Annotated in this window: 15 protein-coding genes; 5 read left to right on the top strand and 10 right to left on the bottom strand. The window is 43.3% G+C overall.

Annotated elements, in window-relative coordinates:
• The first annotated feature begins 58 nt into the window (after positions 1-58).
• Positions 59-1,012 carry a hypothetical protein gene (locus AC1F2U_RS09385; RefSeq protein ID WP_480260848.1) on the top strand — a complete coding sequence of 318 codons (954 nt, stop codon included), beginning with the start codon at positions 59-61 and terminating at the stop codon, positions 1,010-1,012.
• A 578-nt stretch (positions 1,013-1,590) separates the two neighbouring features.
• On the opposite strand, the gene AC1F2U_RS09380 is transcribed toward AC1F2U_RS09385, so the two are convergent.
• Together AC1F2U_RS09380 and AC1F2U_RS09375 are read right to left on the bottom strand one after the other, a co-directional pair.
• Positions 1,591-3,411 carry an ABC transporter ATP-binding protein gene (locus AC1F2U_RS09380; protein ID WP_480260847.1) on the bottom strand — a complete coding sequence of 607 codons (1,821 nt, stop codon included), beginning with the start codon at positions 3,409-3,411 and terminating at the stop codon, positions 1,591-1,593.
• 88 nt (positions 3,412-3,499) lie between these two features.
• Positions 3,500-4,300: a DUF6816 family protein gene (locus tag AC1F2U_RS09375; protein ID WP_480260846.1), complete on the bottom strand. Its 801-nt coding sequence runs from the start codon at positions 4,298-4,300 to the stop codon at positions 3,500-3,502.
• A gap of 94 nt (positions 4,301-4,394) precedes the next feature.
• Here AC1F2U_RS09375 and AC1F2U_RS09370 point away from each other — a divergent pair, with 94 nt between their 5' ends.
• Complete coding sequence (locus AC1F2U_RS09370; RefSeq protein ID WP_480260845.1) at positions 4,395-4,733, top strand: carbon dioxide-concentrating mechanism protein CcmK; 339 nt, start codon at positions 4,395-4,397, stop codon at positions 4,731-4,733.
• A 5-nt stretch (positions 4,734-4,738) separates the two neighbouring features.
• On the opposite strand, the gene AC1F2U_RS09365 is transcribed toward AC1F2U_RS09370, so the two are convergent.
• From AC1F2U_RS09365 to ffh, 5 genes are all read right to left on the bottom strand, one after another.
• The gene (locus tag AC1F2U_RS09365; protein ID WP_480260844.1) at positions 4,739-5,143 is read right to left on the bottom strand and encodes a ChuX/HutX family heme-like substrate-binding protein; all 405 of its coding nucleotides are present in this window, start codon (positions 5,141-5,143) and stop codon (positions 4,739-4,741) included.
• Between the two features lie 146 nt (positions 5,144-5,289).
• Positions 5,290-6,243, bottom strand: coding sequence for a PhoH family protein (locus AC1F2U_RS09360; protein WP_480260843.1), 954 nt, complete (start codon positions 6,241-6,243; stop codon positions 5,290-5,292).
• A 353-nt stretch (positions 6,244-6,596) separates the two neighbouring features.
• A complete protein-coding gene (locus tag AC1F2U_RS09355) occupies positions 6,597-7,028 on the bottom strand; it encodes a KH domain-containing protein (RefSeq protein ID WP_335008055.1) in 432 nt (143 codons plus the stop codon).
• A complete protein-coding gene (rpsP, locus tag AC1F2U_RS09350) occupies positions 6,991-7,251 on the bottom strand; it encodes a 30S ribosomal protein S16 (RefSeq protein WP_012409382.1) in 261 nt (86 codons plus the stop codon). The genes AC1F2U_RS09355 and rpsP overlap by 38 nt, the downstream gene beginning before the upstream one ends.
• 229 nt (positions 7,252-7,480) lie before the next feature.
• A complete protein-coding gene (gene ffh, locus AC1F2U_RS09345; protein ID WP_480260842.1) occupies positions 7,481-8,944 on the bottom strand; it encodes a signal recognition particle protein in 1,464 nt (487 codons plus the stop codon).
• Positions 8,945-9,208: 264 nt separating this feature from the next.
• Here ffh and AC1F2U_RS09340 point away from each other — a divergent pair, with 264 nt between their 5' ends.
• The 3 genes from AC1F2U_RS09340 (at position 9,209) to AC1F2U_RS09330 (ending at position 10,342) form a co-directional block, all read left to right on the top strand.
• Positions 9,209-9,577 carry a hypothetical protein gene (locus AC1F2U_RS09340; RefSeq protein WP_480260841.1) on the top strand — a complete coding sequence of 123 codons (369 nt, stop codon included), beginning with the start codon at positions 9,209-9,211 and terminating at the stop codon, positions 9,575-9,577.
• 83 nt (positions 9,578-9,660) lie between these two features.
• Positions 9,661-10,065, top strand: coding sequence for a thioredoxin domain-containing protein (locus AC1F2U_RS09335; protein ID WP_480260840.1), 405 nt, complete (start codon positions 9,661-9,663; stop codon positions 10,063-10,065).
• Complete coding sequence (locus AC1F2U_RS09330) at positions 10,034-10,342, top strand: DsbA family protein (protein WP_480260839.1); 309 nt, start codon at positions 10,034-10,036, stop codon at positions 10,340-10,342. Before AC1F2U_RS09335 ends, AC1F2U_RS09330 begins: the two co-directional genes overlap by 32 nt.
• A gap of 54 nt (positions 10,343-10,396) precedes the next feature.
• Here AC1F2U_RS09330 and AC1F2U_RS09325 read toward each other — a convergent pair whose 3' ends face one another.
• The 3 genes from AC1F2U_RS09325 to htpG all read right to left on the bottom strand — a co-directional run bounded on the left by AC1F2U_RS09325 (position 10,397) and on the right by htpG (position 16,857).
• A complete protein-coding gene (locus tag AC1F2U_RS09325) occupies positions 10,397-13,600 on the bottom strand; it encodes a GAF domain-containing sensor histidine kinase (protein ID WP_480260838.1) in 3,204 nt (1,067 codons plus the stop codon).
• 865 nt (positions 13,601-14,465) lie between these two features.
• Entirely contained in the window at positions 14,466-14,702 is a 237-nt protein-coding gene (gene rpmB, locus AC1F2U_RS09320; RefSeq protein ID WP_480260837.1) for a 50S ribosomal protein L28, read from the bottom strand.
• Positions 14,703-14,871: 169 nt separating this feature from the next.
• Complete coding sequence (htpG, locus tag AC1F2U_RS09315) at positions 14,872-16,857, bottom strand: molecular chaperone HtpG (protein ID WP_480260836.1); 1,986 nt, start codon at positions 16,855-16,857, stop codon at positions 14,872-14,874.
• Between the last annotated feature and the right edge of the window lie 164 nt (positions 16,858-17,021).

Below are 17,021 nucleotides of genomic sequence, written 5' to 3'. Positions count from 1 at the left end.
TTTTTACTCGTAAAATCGAAGACAAGATCAAGGTCAGTAGAAAAGAGTCCCTAAATTAATGAATACGTTAATCAGTCAGGGTGGAAGAGCTATCACTAAATTTCAGATGGTAGACCGGATAAACGATATAGCTTGGCAAGCTCACCAAGGCAGCGTTGCGGCGATTATTCAGCTATTGAACGAAAAGCTAGCCCAGTCTTGTGTCAGAACTAGAGCCATTTTTTCTGATGGTGTCTTACAAATTCTGTGCGAGGCAGCTAAAGTAGAGCAACTTGAGCAATCTCCCCTGGTAGAACAAATCCAGCAAATTCTTGAATCTATCGCCCCGCGTCACATTCGCCGCGTCAAAATCAACAGTCGGATTGTTCGAGAACAACAATTGCTGTGGTTAAAAGAAATAGATAGCGATCGCGAAAATCAATTGCTTTGGTCACAGGAAATTACATTAATTCAGCCAAATATTGTAAAGCAATTAATTAAAGATTTCACAGAAGCTCAAGCTGAACTAGGAAAACCAAATTATCCTAAAACTCAAGTATCTCGTCCTTTAGTACTCATTAACAAAGAAAAATACAAAAATAAACCTAAAACAAAGATATTAGCAGCAGCTGGTTTATTCTCGTTGTTATTGCTTAGTTGGGTTGTTTATGCCCAGCTAGGTAATAAACTGAAAAATCTAATACAACCAGAAACTTCCAAATCTTTAACTACAGAAAATACCAACGATAGCAAAGCCCAAACACCATCTCGTCCTAACAATAGCTTTTCTGAGCCATCGGACGATCCATTTCAAATATCTGTGCGAATTGCCAACCAAGCTTCTGCATCTGGAAAAACAGCTACAACCTCAACTCAGTGGTTAGAGATTGCTGCTAAGTGGCAACGGGCTTCAGATTTAATGAGTACGGTACCACAAACCCACAGCCGTTATCAAGAAGCCAAGATTCGTACTCAACTTTATAAAAAATACAGTGAGGCGGCACAGAAAGAAGCAGATAAGAGCAAATCTTAGTTTTTTCTGATTGGAAGACTTCGATTAGTGATTAGTATTCCAGCGGTAGTTAATGGATTATTTACTTTACTTATCACGCTTGATCCAAGCGCATAAAACGAATTTCAATGGCTAACGTTTTTCTTGGGGAATAGGAGCAAATTCCCCACTTGATAATATTAGTTATACCGCCGAATAGGCGCTCAAGGGTTCTAGATAACACATACAGCAGCTTGCAAGTAACTGAGATACAAAATGCAGGACTCACGCATCAGATATAAAGAATTTCTACCTCCTGCCTCAAAGCCTATAGCTCAATACATTTCAGTTAAGCGTTTCTTCCTTCTCTTTGCGTCCTTTGCGTCCTTCTCTACGAGACGCTGCGCGATGGCGGTTCGTTAAAAAAATTGACTTTGGCAAAGGATTTTAGCCTTAACCCAAGCGTATTAGCCTATCGCTTTGTACTTATGCAAAAGAAAACTGCTGTATTTAATTTCTGAAGATATCTATAAAAAAATCGACTTTATTCACAATAAAGTCGATTTAATCAAGCAGATTAATTTGTAGGGTCAATCTAAAATCCAAAATGTGTATGTCCCCTAACTCAGGAGTTCTCCTGTTTCTTGCAGGGAGTGCAAGCGGCGGTAAATACCCTCGTGACGCAAGAGTTCATCGTGGCTACCCACTTCTACAATCTTTCCTTGCTCTAAAACGACAATTTTATCAGCTTCCCGGACTGTGCTTAAACGGTGGGCAATAACAATGGTGGTGCAAGTGCCCTGAATAGATCGCATCGCTAGCTGAATTGAGCGCTCAGACTCATAATCTAAACTAGAGGTGGCTTCGTCAAAAATCAGCACGTCTGGTTCCACTAACAACGCTCTAGCAATTCCCAAGCGTTGTCTTTGTCCTCCAGATAACCTGACACCTCGTTCTCCCACGACAGTGTAATAACCTTTGGGTAAGTGCTGCACTACTTCATCGACCCTGGCAATTCTACAAGCTTCCTGAACCTGCCCGAAAGTGGCATTTGGTCTGCCGTAGGTGAGGTTATCCAATATAGTACCGTTGAAAACGTCTACTTCTTGGTGAACGATCGCTAGCCTTCGTCTATACTTACCTACATCCAAAGTGCGAATATCTTGACCATCAATCAGAATTTGACCTGCTTGAGGTTCAAAATATCGCAACAGCAATTTTACTAAAGTAGACTTACCAGAACCGGAACGTCCCACTAATGCCACTGTTTGGTATGGCTCAATCAACAAGTTGATATCTTGCAAAACTTGACGGTTGGCATCATATCCAAAACTGAGGTGTGACAACTCAACTTTTCCAGTAAATTTATAAGGTGATTCTGTCTGGTTGCTCTCTTCTAAAAGACTAGCTGAATCAGATGCAGTTGGCTCTTGCAGAAATTCATGAAACCGCAGCATGGGAGAATAACGACGGGCAAAAACTTCTGCCAAATTACTAATAGGTTCTAATTCGGCATAAGCCATGCTAGAAAGAGTTAAGGTCATGACAAAGTGACCGAGAGAAATTCTCCCATTTACTGTTGCTGCTAAAGTCAAACCCAGAATTGTAAATACACAAAACTGAATTACGGTTCTTTGCCAAGTACCCAATATCGTATAACCTTTGTGGATGCGATAATCAAGCACCATTAGTTCGCGATCCAAACGTTGCTTTTGCCGCTTCAGTTCCCTAGCTTCTGTAGCAAAGGCTTTTACCGTTTTGATATTGGTGATTAATTCGGAAGTGCGGCTTTCGGTGTCTTCTCCATACTTATCCAGACGACTTTCGTGCCTAATTAGCTGTTGTAAACTCCTCAAGCTGAAGCTGAGAATAATTACAAAGGAAATTAGATATAAAATTGCAATCCGCCACTCAATGAACAAGATAAACACAAAAATCCCCAGCACACGAGCCAGTTTAGGAATCAACTGTCCGGCAACTTCAGGGTAACTAAAAGTATGATTAGAAATACCTCTAGCTACTCTTCCGGCAATGCGTCCAGGATTATTTTCATCATAAAATTCTAGTGGCAGAGTAAGAACTTTAGCGATCGCTGTTTCGTTTTTTTCTCGACGCGACCTGAAGGCTATATCCCAATGAAACCAATTGGTTAACCAGGGTTGTGTTGGCGCTCTCACTATGGTGACAACGAAAATTAAACCCAGTAATACACCCAAAGATAGAGTTTTATTAACTGGGTAATTGGTGATGTCCGAAAAAGTTGCGATCGCACTTTGAAGTGGTTTATCCAAGGGTTGAGCAGACAAAACGTTTAATATCTGCCCGATCGCATAAGGAACAACCAAATCAATAACTTCGTAAATGCTAGATGCTGTAATACTGAAAACACCCTGCTTCCAGTAAGAGCGAAAGTAATTGACAATATCTCGAAATTTGGCCATGATGCACACCGTCCAAGAGCGCGATCGTAAAACTTGGATTTTATATACTACAAATGTATTACAAAGTAGTCAAGAGCTAGATGACAAATCACTCTTTGGGAGTAGTTGGTAGTTCTTGAAGGAAAAATTCGAGGCGATAGCGGTAGAGAGCAACTGGTTGAGAACCCGCTTTAAAATAATCTGGATCTTGGGGTGAAAGATAAACAGCAGTAACTTGATCTGCTTCAATCGCCGGATTAGATGTTGAAACTTTATGATAAGCCGTAGTCGATTCTACAGAGTTTAAATAGGGGCGTGAGCCACCTTTAAATAGTTGTTGAAACACTTCTGTGGTGATGAACTTGCCATTAGGGGTAGTTTCTGTAGCACGTGCAGTCACAATAGAAACTAGTTGGCGACTGCCACGCAAGAACGTAATTTGACGATTAGGTGAATCTGGATCTACTTTGACTAATAACACTGCTTCATCCCCTAAATAAGCTCTTGCCAAATTCAAGCTATTAAATGCTCTATCTGCTACTAAATTTGGGGATTTGTAACCTATCTGAGGAAGTATTTTTAACCCAGAAATAGATGGTTGCTCTTTCACAAATCTTACTACAAAACTCACAGGTTGGTTTAATTGTCGGCGATTACCTTCAAACCCTGGTGTTACAATCTCTGGTGCTAAAGGCGCAGCTAAATCTACTAAGGTACTTGTAACTTTCCAAGTTCCAGCCATCCATTCAGGGTAAACCAAATCACCCGAAGCCGGTTGCACTGAAGTTAGTTTTTCCCATTGGGGAAAATTTGCTAACCTTTCAGATAACTCTCCTGCAAAAGCTTCACCACCCCACAATAGGAAAAAAAACAGCAAGCAAAAACTCCAAATTACCTTCATTACAAGCATTAGCAGTTTTGTATTTAATGTTTATTATTTATCGATTAAAAATTAAAACTTTGTAATGAGATAATTAGCCCTATCCCGAATTTATAGTGATAGCATGACATTGGCATTAGGCATGATTGAAGTTTATGGCGTTCCCACTGCTGTGGAAGCAGGAGATGCCATGTGTAAAGCTGCCCGTGTAACCCTTGTTGGTTATGAAAACACTGATTTGGGACGAATTACTGTCTTAATTCGAGGAGCTATAGGCGAGGTGAATGTAGCAGTGACAGCAGGATTAAAGGCGGTGATGCGAGTTGACGGTGGCGAGGTACTTTCTCATCACATTATTCCCCGTCCCCACGAAAATTTAGAATATATTTTACCGATTCATCGCAGCGTTAATATCGAGCAGTTCAGTGCAGATATCCGATTTCCTCCACCCCTATCAGTTTAGCTGTATTAAATTTCTGCTGGTAAAGGTTCCCAAAGTTCGCCATACTTCTCTTTTAGAGTTTCCCAAGCTTCCACTTGTCCTAGTTCATATTCTCCTGGTTTACCCCATTGCAAAAAGAGGCTTAAAGCAGCTTCTTGCTTATCATCTAAAAACCGAATAGCATAGGTTGTAAAGTTACCTCTCTTAGCTTCACCTGTTTCAAATTTCACCTGAGTTATTTTGTCCATATTCAAGTGAAACTCAAAGCCTTCAGTATGCATATTCGCATATTTACCTTTAGGCAATTCTGCATAAAATAACTTTTCTACCTTACCTCGTGCTTCTAAAACAGCAGCACTACTAGTAACAATTAAACGCAACGTTCCAAGAGTCTCGCAAGCTTCTAAAAATTCTTTCAATGTTGTGGTCATTTGTCATTTGTCCTTTGTCACTTGTCACTTGTCATTTGTCATTTGTCATTTGTCATTTGTCCTAGCCTGCGGGTAGCCGCTGGCGCGTCTACGTCATTTATTAGTTTTTTACTAATGACTAATGACCAATGACTAATGACTAATAACTATTTTTCATATTGTTCATAAGCCGCAACAATACGCTGAACTAGAGGATGGCGTACCACATCTCTTTGGGAAAATTCGCAAAAGGCAATGCCTTCAACGTGTTTTAAAATTTGTAAAGCCACTCCTAAACCTGATTGTTGGTGAAGTGGTAAATCAGTTTGTGTCATGTCGCCTGTAATCACCATCCGCGAACGGAAACCCAAACGAGTCAAAACCATTTTCATCTGAGCGGGTGTAGTATTTTGAGCTTCATCTACAATTACAAAAGCGTTATTGAGGGTGCGTCCCCGCATATAGGCGAGTGGTGCAACTTCAATCACACCGCGTTCCATTAAACTGGGTACTTTTTCTGGGTCGATGAATTCATAAATAGCATCGTAAAGTGGGCGAAGATAGGGATTCACTTTCTGCTGTAAGTCTCCAGGCAAAAAACCGAGTTTTTCACCGGCTTCGACGGCAGGGCGAGTTAGAATTAGCTTTTCAACTTGGTTGGCAAGGAGTGCCTGCACGGCGACAACAACAGCGAGATAAGTCTTGCCGGTACCAGCAGGACCAATTCCAAAGGTGAGATCGCGTTTGCGGAGTGCGTCAATATATTGGCGCTGGCGGAAGGTTTTGGCACGGACTTCTTCACCCCGGCGACTTTTGGCGAGGACATTTCGCTGTAAATCTTGTAGTTCTCCTTGCCGATCGCTATCTATGGCTTGACGGGCTGTTAAAATATCGGCACTGGAAATAGTATTGCCTTTAATCCAGAGGTCTTCAAGCGATCGCACTAATCGAGAAGCCAGATCGATTTGCTTTTCAGTACCAGAAATCACTAATTCCTGTCCGCGTAGCACTAAAGCGGCTCCTGTTTGCCGAGATAGGATTTTGAGATTTTCTTCTCCATCTCCGCCAAGAGCGATCGCACTGGTAACATTCGGCAGCTGAATTGTTAAGGCACCTGCCATAGTATTTCTTAATTGTTGAGGATCTGTATTTGACAAAGGTTAATATTTTCTCGCTAACGGCGAAATTATGCTTTTATTACCTACATTTTGAAAAATATTTGCAACAAATTAATCGTCCGTAGGGGCGTACAGCTTGCCCTCATCCCCTAACCCCTTCTCCCATGTTGGGAGAAGGGGAACTGGAGAATTTTCTCCCCTCTCCCAACATGGGAGAGGGGCTGGGGGTGAGGGCATAGCCCCTACTGGTGAAGAGTTCAAAAAAAGATTTAAAAATCTTTTTGCTACTTTCTATCTTTATAAAAATTCTGAGCGGAGGTAACAACAACCGCTCAGATTTACTTTCTAGTTTCAACCTAACGGAGGCGCGGTTTAACAATGGGTTTAGGCCCATCATTTCGCGGTTCTCTCTTAGTCGGCGGTGGCGATCGCTCTTCTGTCTCTTCATCAAAAGACATACCCTCGCGGCCCGGCGTGGTGCTGCCGTAGATATCCAGGTATGTTGATTGCCCAGCTGCGGCTGCGGCTGCGGCAATTACTGTACGAATCGCCTGAATATTGCGTCCCCCTCGACCAAACACTTTTCCTTTATCTGCGCTTTCAAAGGCGATGCGAACCCAAACCCGGTTAAGGGCCTGAGAAATTTCACAATCGACACTTAATGTCTCTGGAGATTCCAAAAACGGCTGCACCAAAAACCGAACCAGCTCAACATAGTTGGGGCTAGCTGTTGGGAGTTTTGTTCCGAAATTATGATGCGGCTGTTGCACTGACCTGCTCAAAAACATTAGCTTTTACTAGAATGCGACGAACGGTATCAGTGGGTTGAGCGCCTTGTTGTAGTCGCTTGACGATACCGGGAACGTCTAGTCGCACTTCATCAGTTCTGGGGTTATAAAAACCCAATTCTTCTAAGGGACGGCCATCGCGGCGAGCGAGGTTGTTAATGGCGACAATGCGGTAACTTGCTTCCCGCTTTTTACCGAATCTTTTCAAGCGCAGTTTGATCATGGTTGAAGAATCATTCTCCTGTTGTTAGATATTAGTTAGCAACTAATTGGTGAGGAAGTAACCTAAATCTGGCTGCTGCCGAGAAATTGAGGGTTAGTTTCCTCTGCTAATAAATTCTGAGGTCGAAATGCTAATTTTAGCACTGCCTAGCATTTGCTGCTATTTGTCATTAGTGATTAGTCCTTTGTCCTTTGTCATTGGTTAATGACCAATGACCAATGACTCTTGACTAAAGATTGCCAAAGCCTTTTTTCTTTTTATCTTTGGGTTTTTTCTTTTTCGTGGCTGGGACACCATCATAACCTCGCCATCCGGGGGCTGCGGGACGATTACCAGCACCTGCGAAGGCGTTGCCCATACCGCCACCGCCAAACATTCCCGGCATTCCAGGGAAGCCGCCTTGACCCATTTGCTGCATTAGCGATCGCATTTTTTGGAAATCACCCACCAGTTTGCTCACATCTGACTCTCTATAGCCGGAGCCAGCAGCAATCCGCCGCCGCCGACTGGGAGAACTGGCTAATAAATCGGGGTCGTGGCGTTCTTGGCGAGTCATGGAGTTAATCATCGCCTCACAGCGCTTTAACTGGGTTTCTCCCTGTTTGAGTTGATCGTCTGAGAGCTTGTTCATCCCTGGAATCATCTTGATCAAGCCTCCCAGAGAACCCATGTTCTTCAGCATCCGCAACTGCTTGAGAAAGTCAGTAAAGTCAAACTTTGCTGACAAAATTTTCTCCTGCATTTTCTCAGCATCAGCTAAGTCAAACTCTTCTTGGGCTTTTTCTACCAAAGTGAGAACATCACCCATACCGAGAATCCGCGATGCCATGCGATCGGGATAAAACGGTTGCAGTGCCTCGACTTTTTCACCCACGCCCACAAATTTAATCGGCGCTCCCGAAATTTTTCGCACTGAAAGCGCTGCACCACCACGGCTATCACCATCCAGCTTGGTGAGAATTGCCCCAGTAATTCCGATCTGATCGTGGAAGGTGCGGGTAAGATTTGCCGCCTCTTGACCAGTCATCGCGTCCACCACCAACAGAGTTTCATGGGGTTGAACGGTTGCTTTGATGCGGGCTAATTCCGCCATCATATCTTCGTCAATTTGCAGGCGTCCAGCAGTATCAATAATTACTGTGTTGACACCTTCTGCCCTAGCGCGTTCTACACCTTGTCGAGCAATTTCTACAGGATCGGCGTCGCTTCCTAGTTCAAATACTGGTACGTCAATTTGCTTACCCAACGTCACCAATTGGTCGATCGCTGCTGGGCGATATACATCTGTCGCCACCAACAAGCAGCTACGGTCTAATTTACGGAGATGTAAAGCTAACTTAGCGGTAGCTGTGGTTTTACCAGTACCTTGTAAACCAGCCATTAGCACGATGGTAGGCTGTTCCGGGGCTTCTGCTATGGGAACATTTTCTTCTCCCATCACCTGCACTAGTTCATCGTGAACAATTTTGATGAACTGTTGGTCAGGTCGCACGCCGGCAACCACCTCGGCTCCCTGTGCCTTGGCTTCGACTTCGCTAATAAAATCTTTGACTACCTGGAGATTGACATCTGCTTCCAACAAGGCGCGGCGCACTTCGCGCAATGCATCTTGAATGTTGGATTGAGAAATTTTGTCCTGTCCTCGCAGTTTTTTCCAGGCGGATTCTAAACGGTCAGATAATGCATCAAACATAATGTAATTACAGGTAGTTCGCCAATGAGGAATTTTGAACCGCCGATGAATGCGATTCCGAATTTCCGCTAAATTTTAAACGTGCTATTTACCAGCTTAGTAGTTTTCACGGCGACTGTAGCAACCAGATACCTACCGTTATTGAAGTAGTAAACCGTCCTTTGGGTGTAAATTTTGATTTTTCAAGGGGAAAAATGCCAGCACTACAGATAAATTAAGGATTTTAGTGTGAATAGTTGAGAAAGCGCAGGATAGCAAAAATATATGAAAGAATATAGAGCATATATGTGCGACTTTGGACATCAGTGGTCTATTTTTAAGGATAAACAAGACCCTGAAGATGAAGGAGACTGCATATGCTCAGAAGGTCATCCCGCAGTAATGCTCAAAAAGGAACCAGCAGTTGATGATGTTCAAATGACTTTTAGACCAGCAGGTAGAGTAGTAGATACAGTCAAGCAGCAGGTTCATGGACGAGGCAAATACTACATAATAATCTCCAACTTAGCAGGCACACAGGAGAGAGTTTCAAAAAAAGTATATTCTTGGGAAGAGGTATATCAAATTGGTAAAAGGTTTGATAAACGTTCATTTGAATGGGCATTAAACTATTGGCAAAGTCTTTCTCTTTGACTAGATTCTGGGTAGAACATACAATGCTTCAGCGAAAATAAATTCAAAAATTATTTATGAGCTAAGTGGCTACGGGAGCCAAGATGTCGCAGCGAATCAAAGTTTACTCATACTCGATATACCACTCGTCAAATTCATATATTGGTATTGCTCTTGCCGAAAAATCTTTGCAAGGTTTACCTGTTGATATTGAACGACGACCAATCTACATACCGAAGGAACGAGGTATAAAGGTCGCTGACCTTCAAGGACGAAGTGAAAGCGCCGTGTTATCGTCCTATCACAAAGAAGATTGTCTGCGGTGGGCAAAAAAGTACGGCATTGAAATTCGGCTCAAGGAGTTTGAAGAATTTGCCAAGTGGGTCAAGCGCTGGGAGAAAATGAAGTTTGGCCGCGAAGAACTTCCCGCGAGAGCCTATTACGCTGCTTGTGGAACTGGGAAGGAGCATCTGCTTGATGCCGCGTTCTTTCGAGCGACTCATCGTTGACCTACTTGATGTCAACGATGAGTCTGTGATTAAGAAAGTTGCAAATGATGTTGGGTTGAATGGCGATCGCATTCTTGAGTTAATCCACGGGGAAGCAGCAAAACTTGCAGCAGTGGCAGCTTTGGCAGAATACGAACAGTTTGGCTGTCCCGGAGTCCCGACTTGGGTAGTCGAAGGCGAGAGATTTTGGGGAAAAGATCGTGTTGATTGGGTAACAGAAAAGGTAAAACAATTGTGTAATATTACTGTTACCAAAACAGTAGTGAGTGCTGAGTAAAAAAGTGATAATTTTTCAGTTTAACTGGTAAAAATCATCACTTTACCTCTTTGCTTATACCTGGTCTAACACCTTGACTTTAGCTACTGATTTTCTAGCTGCGACCTGATGAATTGGCAACTCAATCGCAAACTCTGTACCTTTGCCAAGTTCAGATTGGCAGTATATTTTGCCGTTATGTTTTTCTGTGACTATCTGATAGCTGATAGACAGTCCCAACCCTGTACCTTTACCGACAACCTTGGTAGTAAAAAATGGATCGAACAGTCGAGAGAGGACTTTTTCATCTATGCCGAATCCGTTGTCGGCGATGCGAATGACAATCCAATCTTTATTGAGCAGGGAGGTAGAAATTTTGATTTTGCTGGGGTTTTTTGCGATCGCTTCAGAAGATTCCTGCATGGTTCGTTCTTCTAAGGCATCAATGGCATTGGACAGCAAATTCATAAATACCTGATTCAACTGACCGGGATAGCATTCTATTAGAGGTAAAGTACCATAATCTTTGCTTACATGAATGGTGAGGCTATCGGCTGAGGGCTTCAAACGGTTTTGTAAAATCATCAATGTGCTGTCGATGCCTTCGTGAATATTTGCTGGTTTGAAGTCAGCTTCGTCTAGGCGCGAGAAGTTCCGCAAAGATGTGACAATTTCCCGAATGCGTTCAGTGCCGACCTGCATGGACTGGAATAATTGAGGTAAATCCTCGATCAAATACGCTATTTCGGCTTTTTTGAAGAACTCTTGGATTTCTGGTGCGGCATCAGGATAATGATGCCAATAAAGCTGCACATAGCGAAGCAATTCTTGCGTGTATTGGTGGGCGTGTTCCAAGTTGCCGTGGATGAAATTAATCGGGTTATTAATTTCATGGGCAACTCCCGCCACCAGTTGCCCCAAACTGGCCATTTTTTCAGCGTGGATAATTTGCATTTGGGCAGTACGCAGTTCATTCAGTGTCTGCGCGAGTTGATTCGCTTCTTCACGAGTTTGACCCAGCAAACTGGATTGTTGAAACAAGTTGGCTTGACGCAGTGCTACGCTGAGTTGAGCCGCCACTTGGGTGACAAATTCCAATTCAGCTTCTTCCCAATGACGTGTATGGGTGCATTGGTGAATGCACAACAACCCCCAAAGTTCATCACCTTCCATCAACGGCACAATAATCTGTGCTTTGACTTGGAATCGCTCAATTACATCCAGATGAGGTACTTTGGAACCAACGCTGTTGACATCAGATATTACTTGCACTTCCCCTTGACGATATTGGGGTGCGTATTGATCGCCGAAGCAATAGTCTTGCACTTTCACGGCGAGGGCGGAATCGAACTTGGGTAAGACATCTTCAGCAATAAATTCACCGCTGCAAAAACCGACATTCGGATCGAAGCGGAAAATGCCAACTCGATCTGTATTTAGCGATCGCCGCACTTCCTGTACTGTAGTCTTAAGGATCGTCTCTAAATCCAAAGATTCCCGAATTTTGACAACCAAATCAAATAAAATCCGGCGCTGTTCAGCCGATTGTTGCAGTTCATCAGCGCGAGTTTGAATTTGAGTCACCATTTGAGAACTTTGCAGTGCTACTCCCAGTTGGCTAGCAACCTGTCCTAAAAATTCCACTTCCACAGTATCCCACTGGCGTGGTGCAGAATGTTGATAGGCAGCCACCAATCCCCACAAATTCCGTCCTACAAAAATTGGGGTTAACGCATAAGCGCGAATTTTGAACTGCTCCAAAATATCGAGGTGACAGCGTGAGTGTCCAGCTTGATAAATATCCTCTACAGCAAAATTTTCGTTGTTGCGGTAGCGTCCGCCTTTGGTTTCTTGGAGATGGGTATCTTCCCAAACGAGATTTTTGCCAAAGGGATTGATGCTGTCCCACTGTGGCTCAACCATGCCGAAATTACTGACGAATTCGCCACTCCAGTCTTCATTGAAGCGATAAACACCAACCCGCTCAACTCTTAGCAGTTTACATACTTCTTGGCAAGTAGTTTTTAGAATTAAATCAATATTTAAAGAGGAGCGAATTTTCCCAACCACTTCAGTTAATGCTCGTTGCCGAGCGATCGCATCTTTGAGGGCAACTGCCTGTTGTTTCGACTGAGCCAAATTCTCGGCTTGCTGAATCGCCACTCCCAATTGTGCCCCTACCTGTCCCAGGAATTCAACTTCGTAATTTGCCCATTGGCGCGGCCCGGAGTGTTGATAGGCTGCTATCAGTCCCCACAGTTTTGGGCCGATGAAGATAGGTGCTAAGGTATATGCCCGAATCTTGAATTGCTCCAAAATATCGATGTGACAACGCGAGTGTCCGGCTTGGTAGATGTCGTTGACAACAAAACTTTCGTTATTGCGGTAGCGTCCACCTTTTGTTTCTTGGAGGTGGGTATCTTGCCAAACGAGATTTCTGCCAAAGGGATTGATTTTATCCCATTGCGCCTCTACCATCCCGAATTGGCTGACAAATTCGCCGCTCCAGTCTTCATTAAAGCGGTAAATTGCTGCCCGCTCTAACTTCAGGAGTTTGCAGAGTTCTTGACAGGCAGTGTCTAGAATAATTTCGGGATTCACAGAGGAGCGAATATTTCCTACCACTTCCGTCAAAGCGCGTTGCCGCGCGATCGCATCTTGCAGTTCTGCTGTGCGTTGTTTGGTTTGTTCTAAATTTTCTGCCTGCTGCATTGCCACACCAAGATGGCTGGCAGCTTGGGCAAAGAATTCAACTTCGTGAGGATACCATTGCCGAGGAGCGGAGTGTTGATAGGCTGCAAGCATTCCCCACAATTTTGCACCAATAAAAATCGGTGCGATCGCATACGCCCGAATCTGAAACTGTTCTAATACCTCAATATGACAGCGAGCGTGCCCTGCATCGTAAATGTCAGCTACAGCAAACGGCTCATTTTTGCGATAGCGTCCGCCTTGGGTTTCTTGCAAATGCGAATCTTCCCACACCAAATCTTGTCCAAAGGCAGTTAATGCATCCCAAGGATGTTCTGCAAAGCCCAAGCGATCGATAAAACTACCGCTCCAATCTTCATTAAAGCGGTAGATTGCAACTCGCTCAATCTTCAATTGCCGACAAATATCTTGGCAAGAAGTTGAACATAGGGATTCGATGTTTACAGATGCGCGAATCTTAGCTAGAATTCTCGCCAATATTTTTTGATATTGAACCGTTAGCTGTAGCTGTTTGTGACACTCTTGCAAGCCTAAGTGGTTCGACGCTTCATAACTATTCGCTGTCATAAATTATAAAGAAAATACACTACCTGCTTTCAGTATTCCCTTGTTTATTTGTAATTGCTCAACTAGTCTTGGTTAGTGGAGAGTCTTGATTACTTGTAGTTTGCTGTGCGGTTTTTAGTTTCTGGATTTTCTTTCATAGCTTTACTATCAAGGCTTCTTTTGCCTCGTTCGATAGTTGTTTGAGGTCGGGCAGTTTTTCTATTTATTCAGTTAATCTCTATTTTGCCCTCTTGTTAAGAGTGTTGAGCAATTAAAAAATCAATTCATAATTAATTTTGGGTATAAAGCGGTCTAACTTAAATTATGAAAAATAGAAAACTGGTAAGTATTTTTATTCAGAGACACCGGGATTTATCCGTAGTGTAAAAATTACATAAAGAACTCATATTGATTGCGTCAAAAAGCTCAGTATAATTCAAATAGTCTTCTTGCTCTTGCCTTTTGCCTGCAAAACCAAGTTAGATCTCCGAATCAAAATGGATTCCTATATTTTTCTCTTACTGTCAACAGAATTCAAAATATAGCAATCCTAAATCATTTGGGAAATTCTCTGTTTCTTTTCTTGGCGATCTTGGCGACTTGGCGGTTCGATAGTTTTCACAACTCAAATAGGATTGCTATATAGAGCAATAGGGTTCGGTTAAAGCTGAAATCCTTTGTCAAAGTCAATTTTTTAACGAACCGCCAAGGCGCAGAGGACGCAGAGAGAAAAAAGAAATGCTTAACGGAACTGTATTGAAATTATAGATAGCCTGCCTGCTACTCAAGATTTAATAAACACTAGGGGCGCACAGCTAGCTGTGCGCCCCTACAAATCACCTATATTCCAAGCTACGAAAGTTTCGGGTTATGAAATCCAGATTACTTAGTAATGATTCAGGTTAATCCCAGCTTCTTTAGCCATTGCTTCTAACCCATTAATTTGTAGGGTTTTAATTGCTTTGGTAGACAATTTTAATCTCACCCAGCGATTTCCGGCTTCCCACCAAACCCGCTTGTCTTGCAGATTAGCGTGCTGAAGGCGTTTAGTACGGCGGTGGGAGTGCGAAACAGCAAAAGCATTATTTGCCTTCTTACCAGTTAGTTCACAGCGACGGGACATAGCTACTATCTCCAGATTGTTATTTTAATACAGCCTTTCCATTTTAGGTCTTAGGCAGCAGAAGTGGGGAGATGAGGGGGAAGGGGGGCAGGGGAGCAGGGGGGCAGAGGAGCAGAGGAGCAGAGGAGAAATAACTCCTAACTCCTAACTCCTAACTTCCTACTCAGCACTACTTACTCGCTTGTTCCGTCAGCTTGGTGAGTACGTCATTCGATCGCTCGACGAAAGATTTCATTCCCTCAGCGTCAAATCCTTTCTGAGACATCAGAGCTAAATCGTAGACGTGTTGGCAAATCAAGTTGACTAACTGATCTGTAGACGATTGACCGTCACCTTGGATAATACTACCTTGGTTCAGATTTGCCAGATTTTGAATTAGCGGGTGAGCAGTATTCACCAGCAAAATGTGATCTTCGGGAAACTCTGCTGTTCCCTGCTGCATCATGGCGTTCATTTCTCGCAGGCGGCGGAGAATCTCTGGTAAAAGCACGATCGCAGGTGGTGTACCTTGAGGATCGTCTGATTTCAAAGCTTCGGTACGGATGTTGAGTTTGGGTTTGTTGAGGGATTTCTCAAATAACTCTTTGATCGTCTCACTCCGAGTTTTGTTCGTCTTGGGATCGACAATTTCCTTATCTTTATCTTGTTCCAGCAGAGTATTATCTAAATCTGAGTCTACCCGCGTAAACTTGACATCCTGATATTCGCGCTCTAGGAAGTTGATAAAGTGGGTGTCGATGAAGGAGTCCATAAACAGGACTTCCAAACCTTGATTTTTGTGCAGTTCTATGTATGTAGATTGGGTTGCTTCATCGGTGCTGTAGAAAACCCGATTTTCGTTGCGTTCTTTGTTGCGTTCTAGATACTCTTTCAGCGTAGTATAGGGAGCGCTGGGTGCTGAGTCAGAACTGGGTGAAGGAGTGACATCTTGCCAAGCATCGCCGTCTGAAGACTGGACTTCAACCACTGGCGTTTCAGCCGCAACTTTTTCTGTCAATTTGGCGGTGGTGCGGAAGACGATGATATCTTCGATTTGTTTTTTGAATTTCTCGTCGTTGAGAACGCCGAATTTTACGAAAGTGCCGAGGTCTTTCCAGGCGCTAATGTATTGTTCGCGGTTGTCGCGGAAAAGTTCTTTGAGGCGATCGCCTACTTTTTTGGCAATGTAGTCACCAATTCTCCGCACGGTGCGATCGCCTTGCAAGGCACTCCGCGATACGTTCAGGGGAATATCGGTACTATCAATCACACCCCGCATTGGCATCAGAAATTGCGGGATAATTTCTTCGCAGTTGTCGCTGACAAAAACTTGATTGCAAAATAGCTTGATCTGCCCTTTGGTAACATCTACATCCGGTCGCATTTTCGGGAAATACAGAATCCCGTTGATGATAAAGGGATAGTCTGTATTTAGATGTACCCATAACAAAGGTTCTTCCTGAAAAGGATACAGGTAGCGGTAAAACTCTAAATAATCTTCTTGAGTCAGATTACTTGGAGACTCTCGCCACGGTGCTTTTTGCTTATTTATTACTTCGCCATCAAGTTTAATTGGGACTGGCAAAAAGTCGCAGTAAGTCTTGACAAGATTCTTAATTCGTGCAGATTCGAGAAATTCCTCTTCTTCCCCTTGCAGGCTGAGAATAATAGTAGTACCGCGAGTTGTCCGAGAAGATTCTTCGAGAGTGAAAGCTGGAGAACCATCGCAAGACCAGTGAACTGCCTGCGCTCCTTCTTGGTAGGATAAGGTATCAATTTCTACCTTTTGCGCCACCATGAAGGAAGAGTAGAAACCAAGACCGAAGTGGCCGATTATCGGTTGATCTGATTTGCCTTCATATTTATGAATAAATTCTTCCGCACTAGAGAAGGCAACCTGATTGATATATTTCTTAACTTCATCTGCGGTCATCCCGATACCGTTATCGGAGATGGATAGAGTTTTCTTATCTTTGTCAATGGCAATTTCAATTTCTGGTTCGCCGATATCTCCAGCATAATCGCCGGCGCGGGATACCATTTTTATCTTTTGGATGGCGTCTACAGCGTTGGATACCAGTTCCCGCAAGAAGATTTGATGATCTGAGTAAAGCGACTTCTTAATGATCGGGAAAATATTCTCAGTATGAATACTGATAGTGCCTTGTTCTAGCATAATTGGTAATTTTCGATGTTAGTATCTGAAATGATGATAGTAGGTAATACAACCTAGCCATCTGTTTTCCAGGATAAACCCGGAGAACACAGAAGGGCATGATACCAATTAGGATTTTAAAAGCATAGCTGAGGCGATCGCACCTTTTTTGAGCATTGTTTGCC

Source organism: Nostoc sp. LEGE 12454, assembly GCF_056620565.1.
This window is presented reverse-complemented; position numbering and strand designations above follow the sequence as displayed.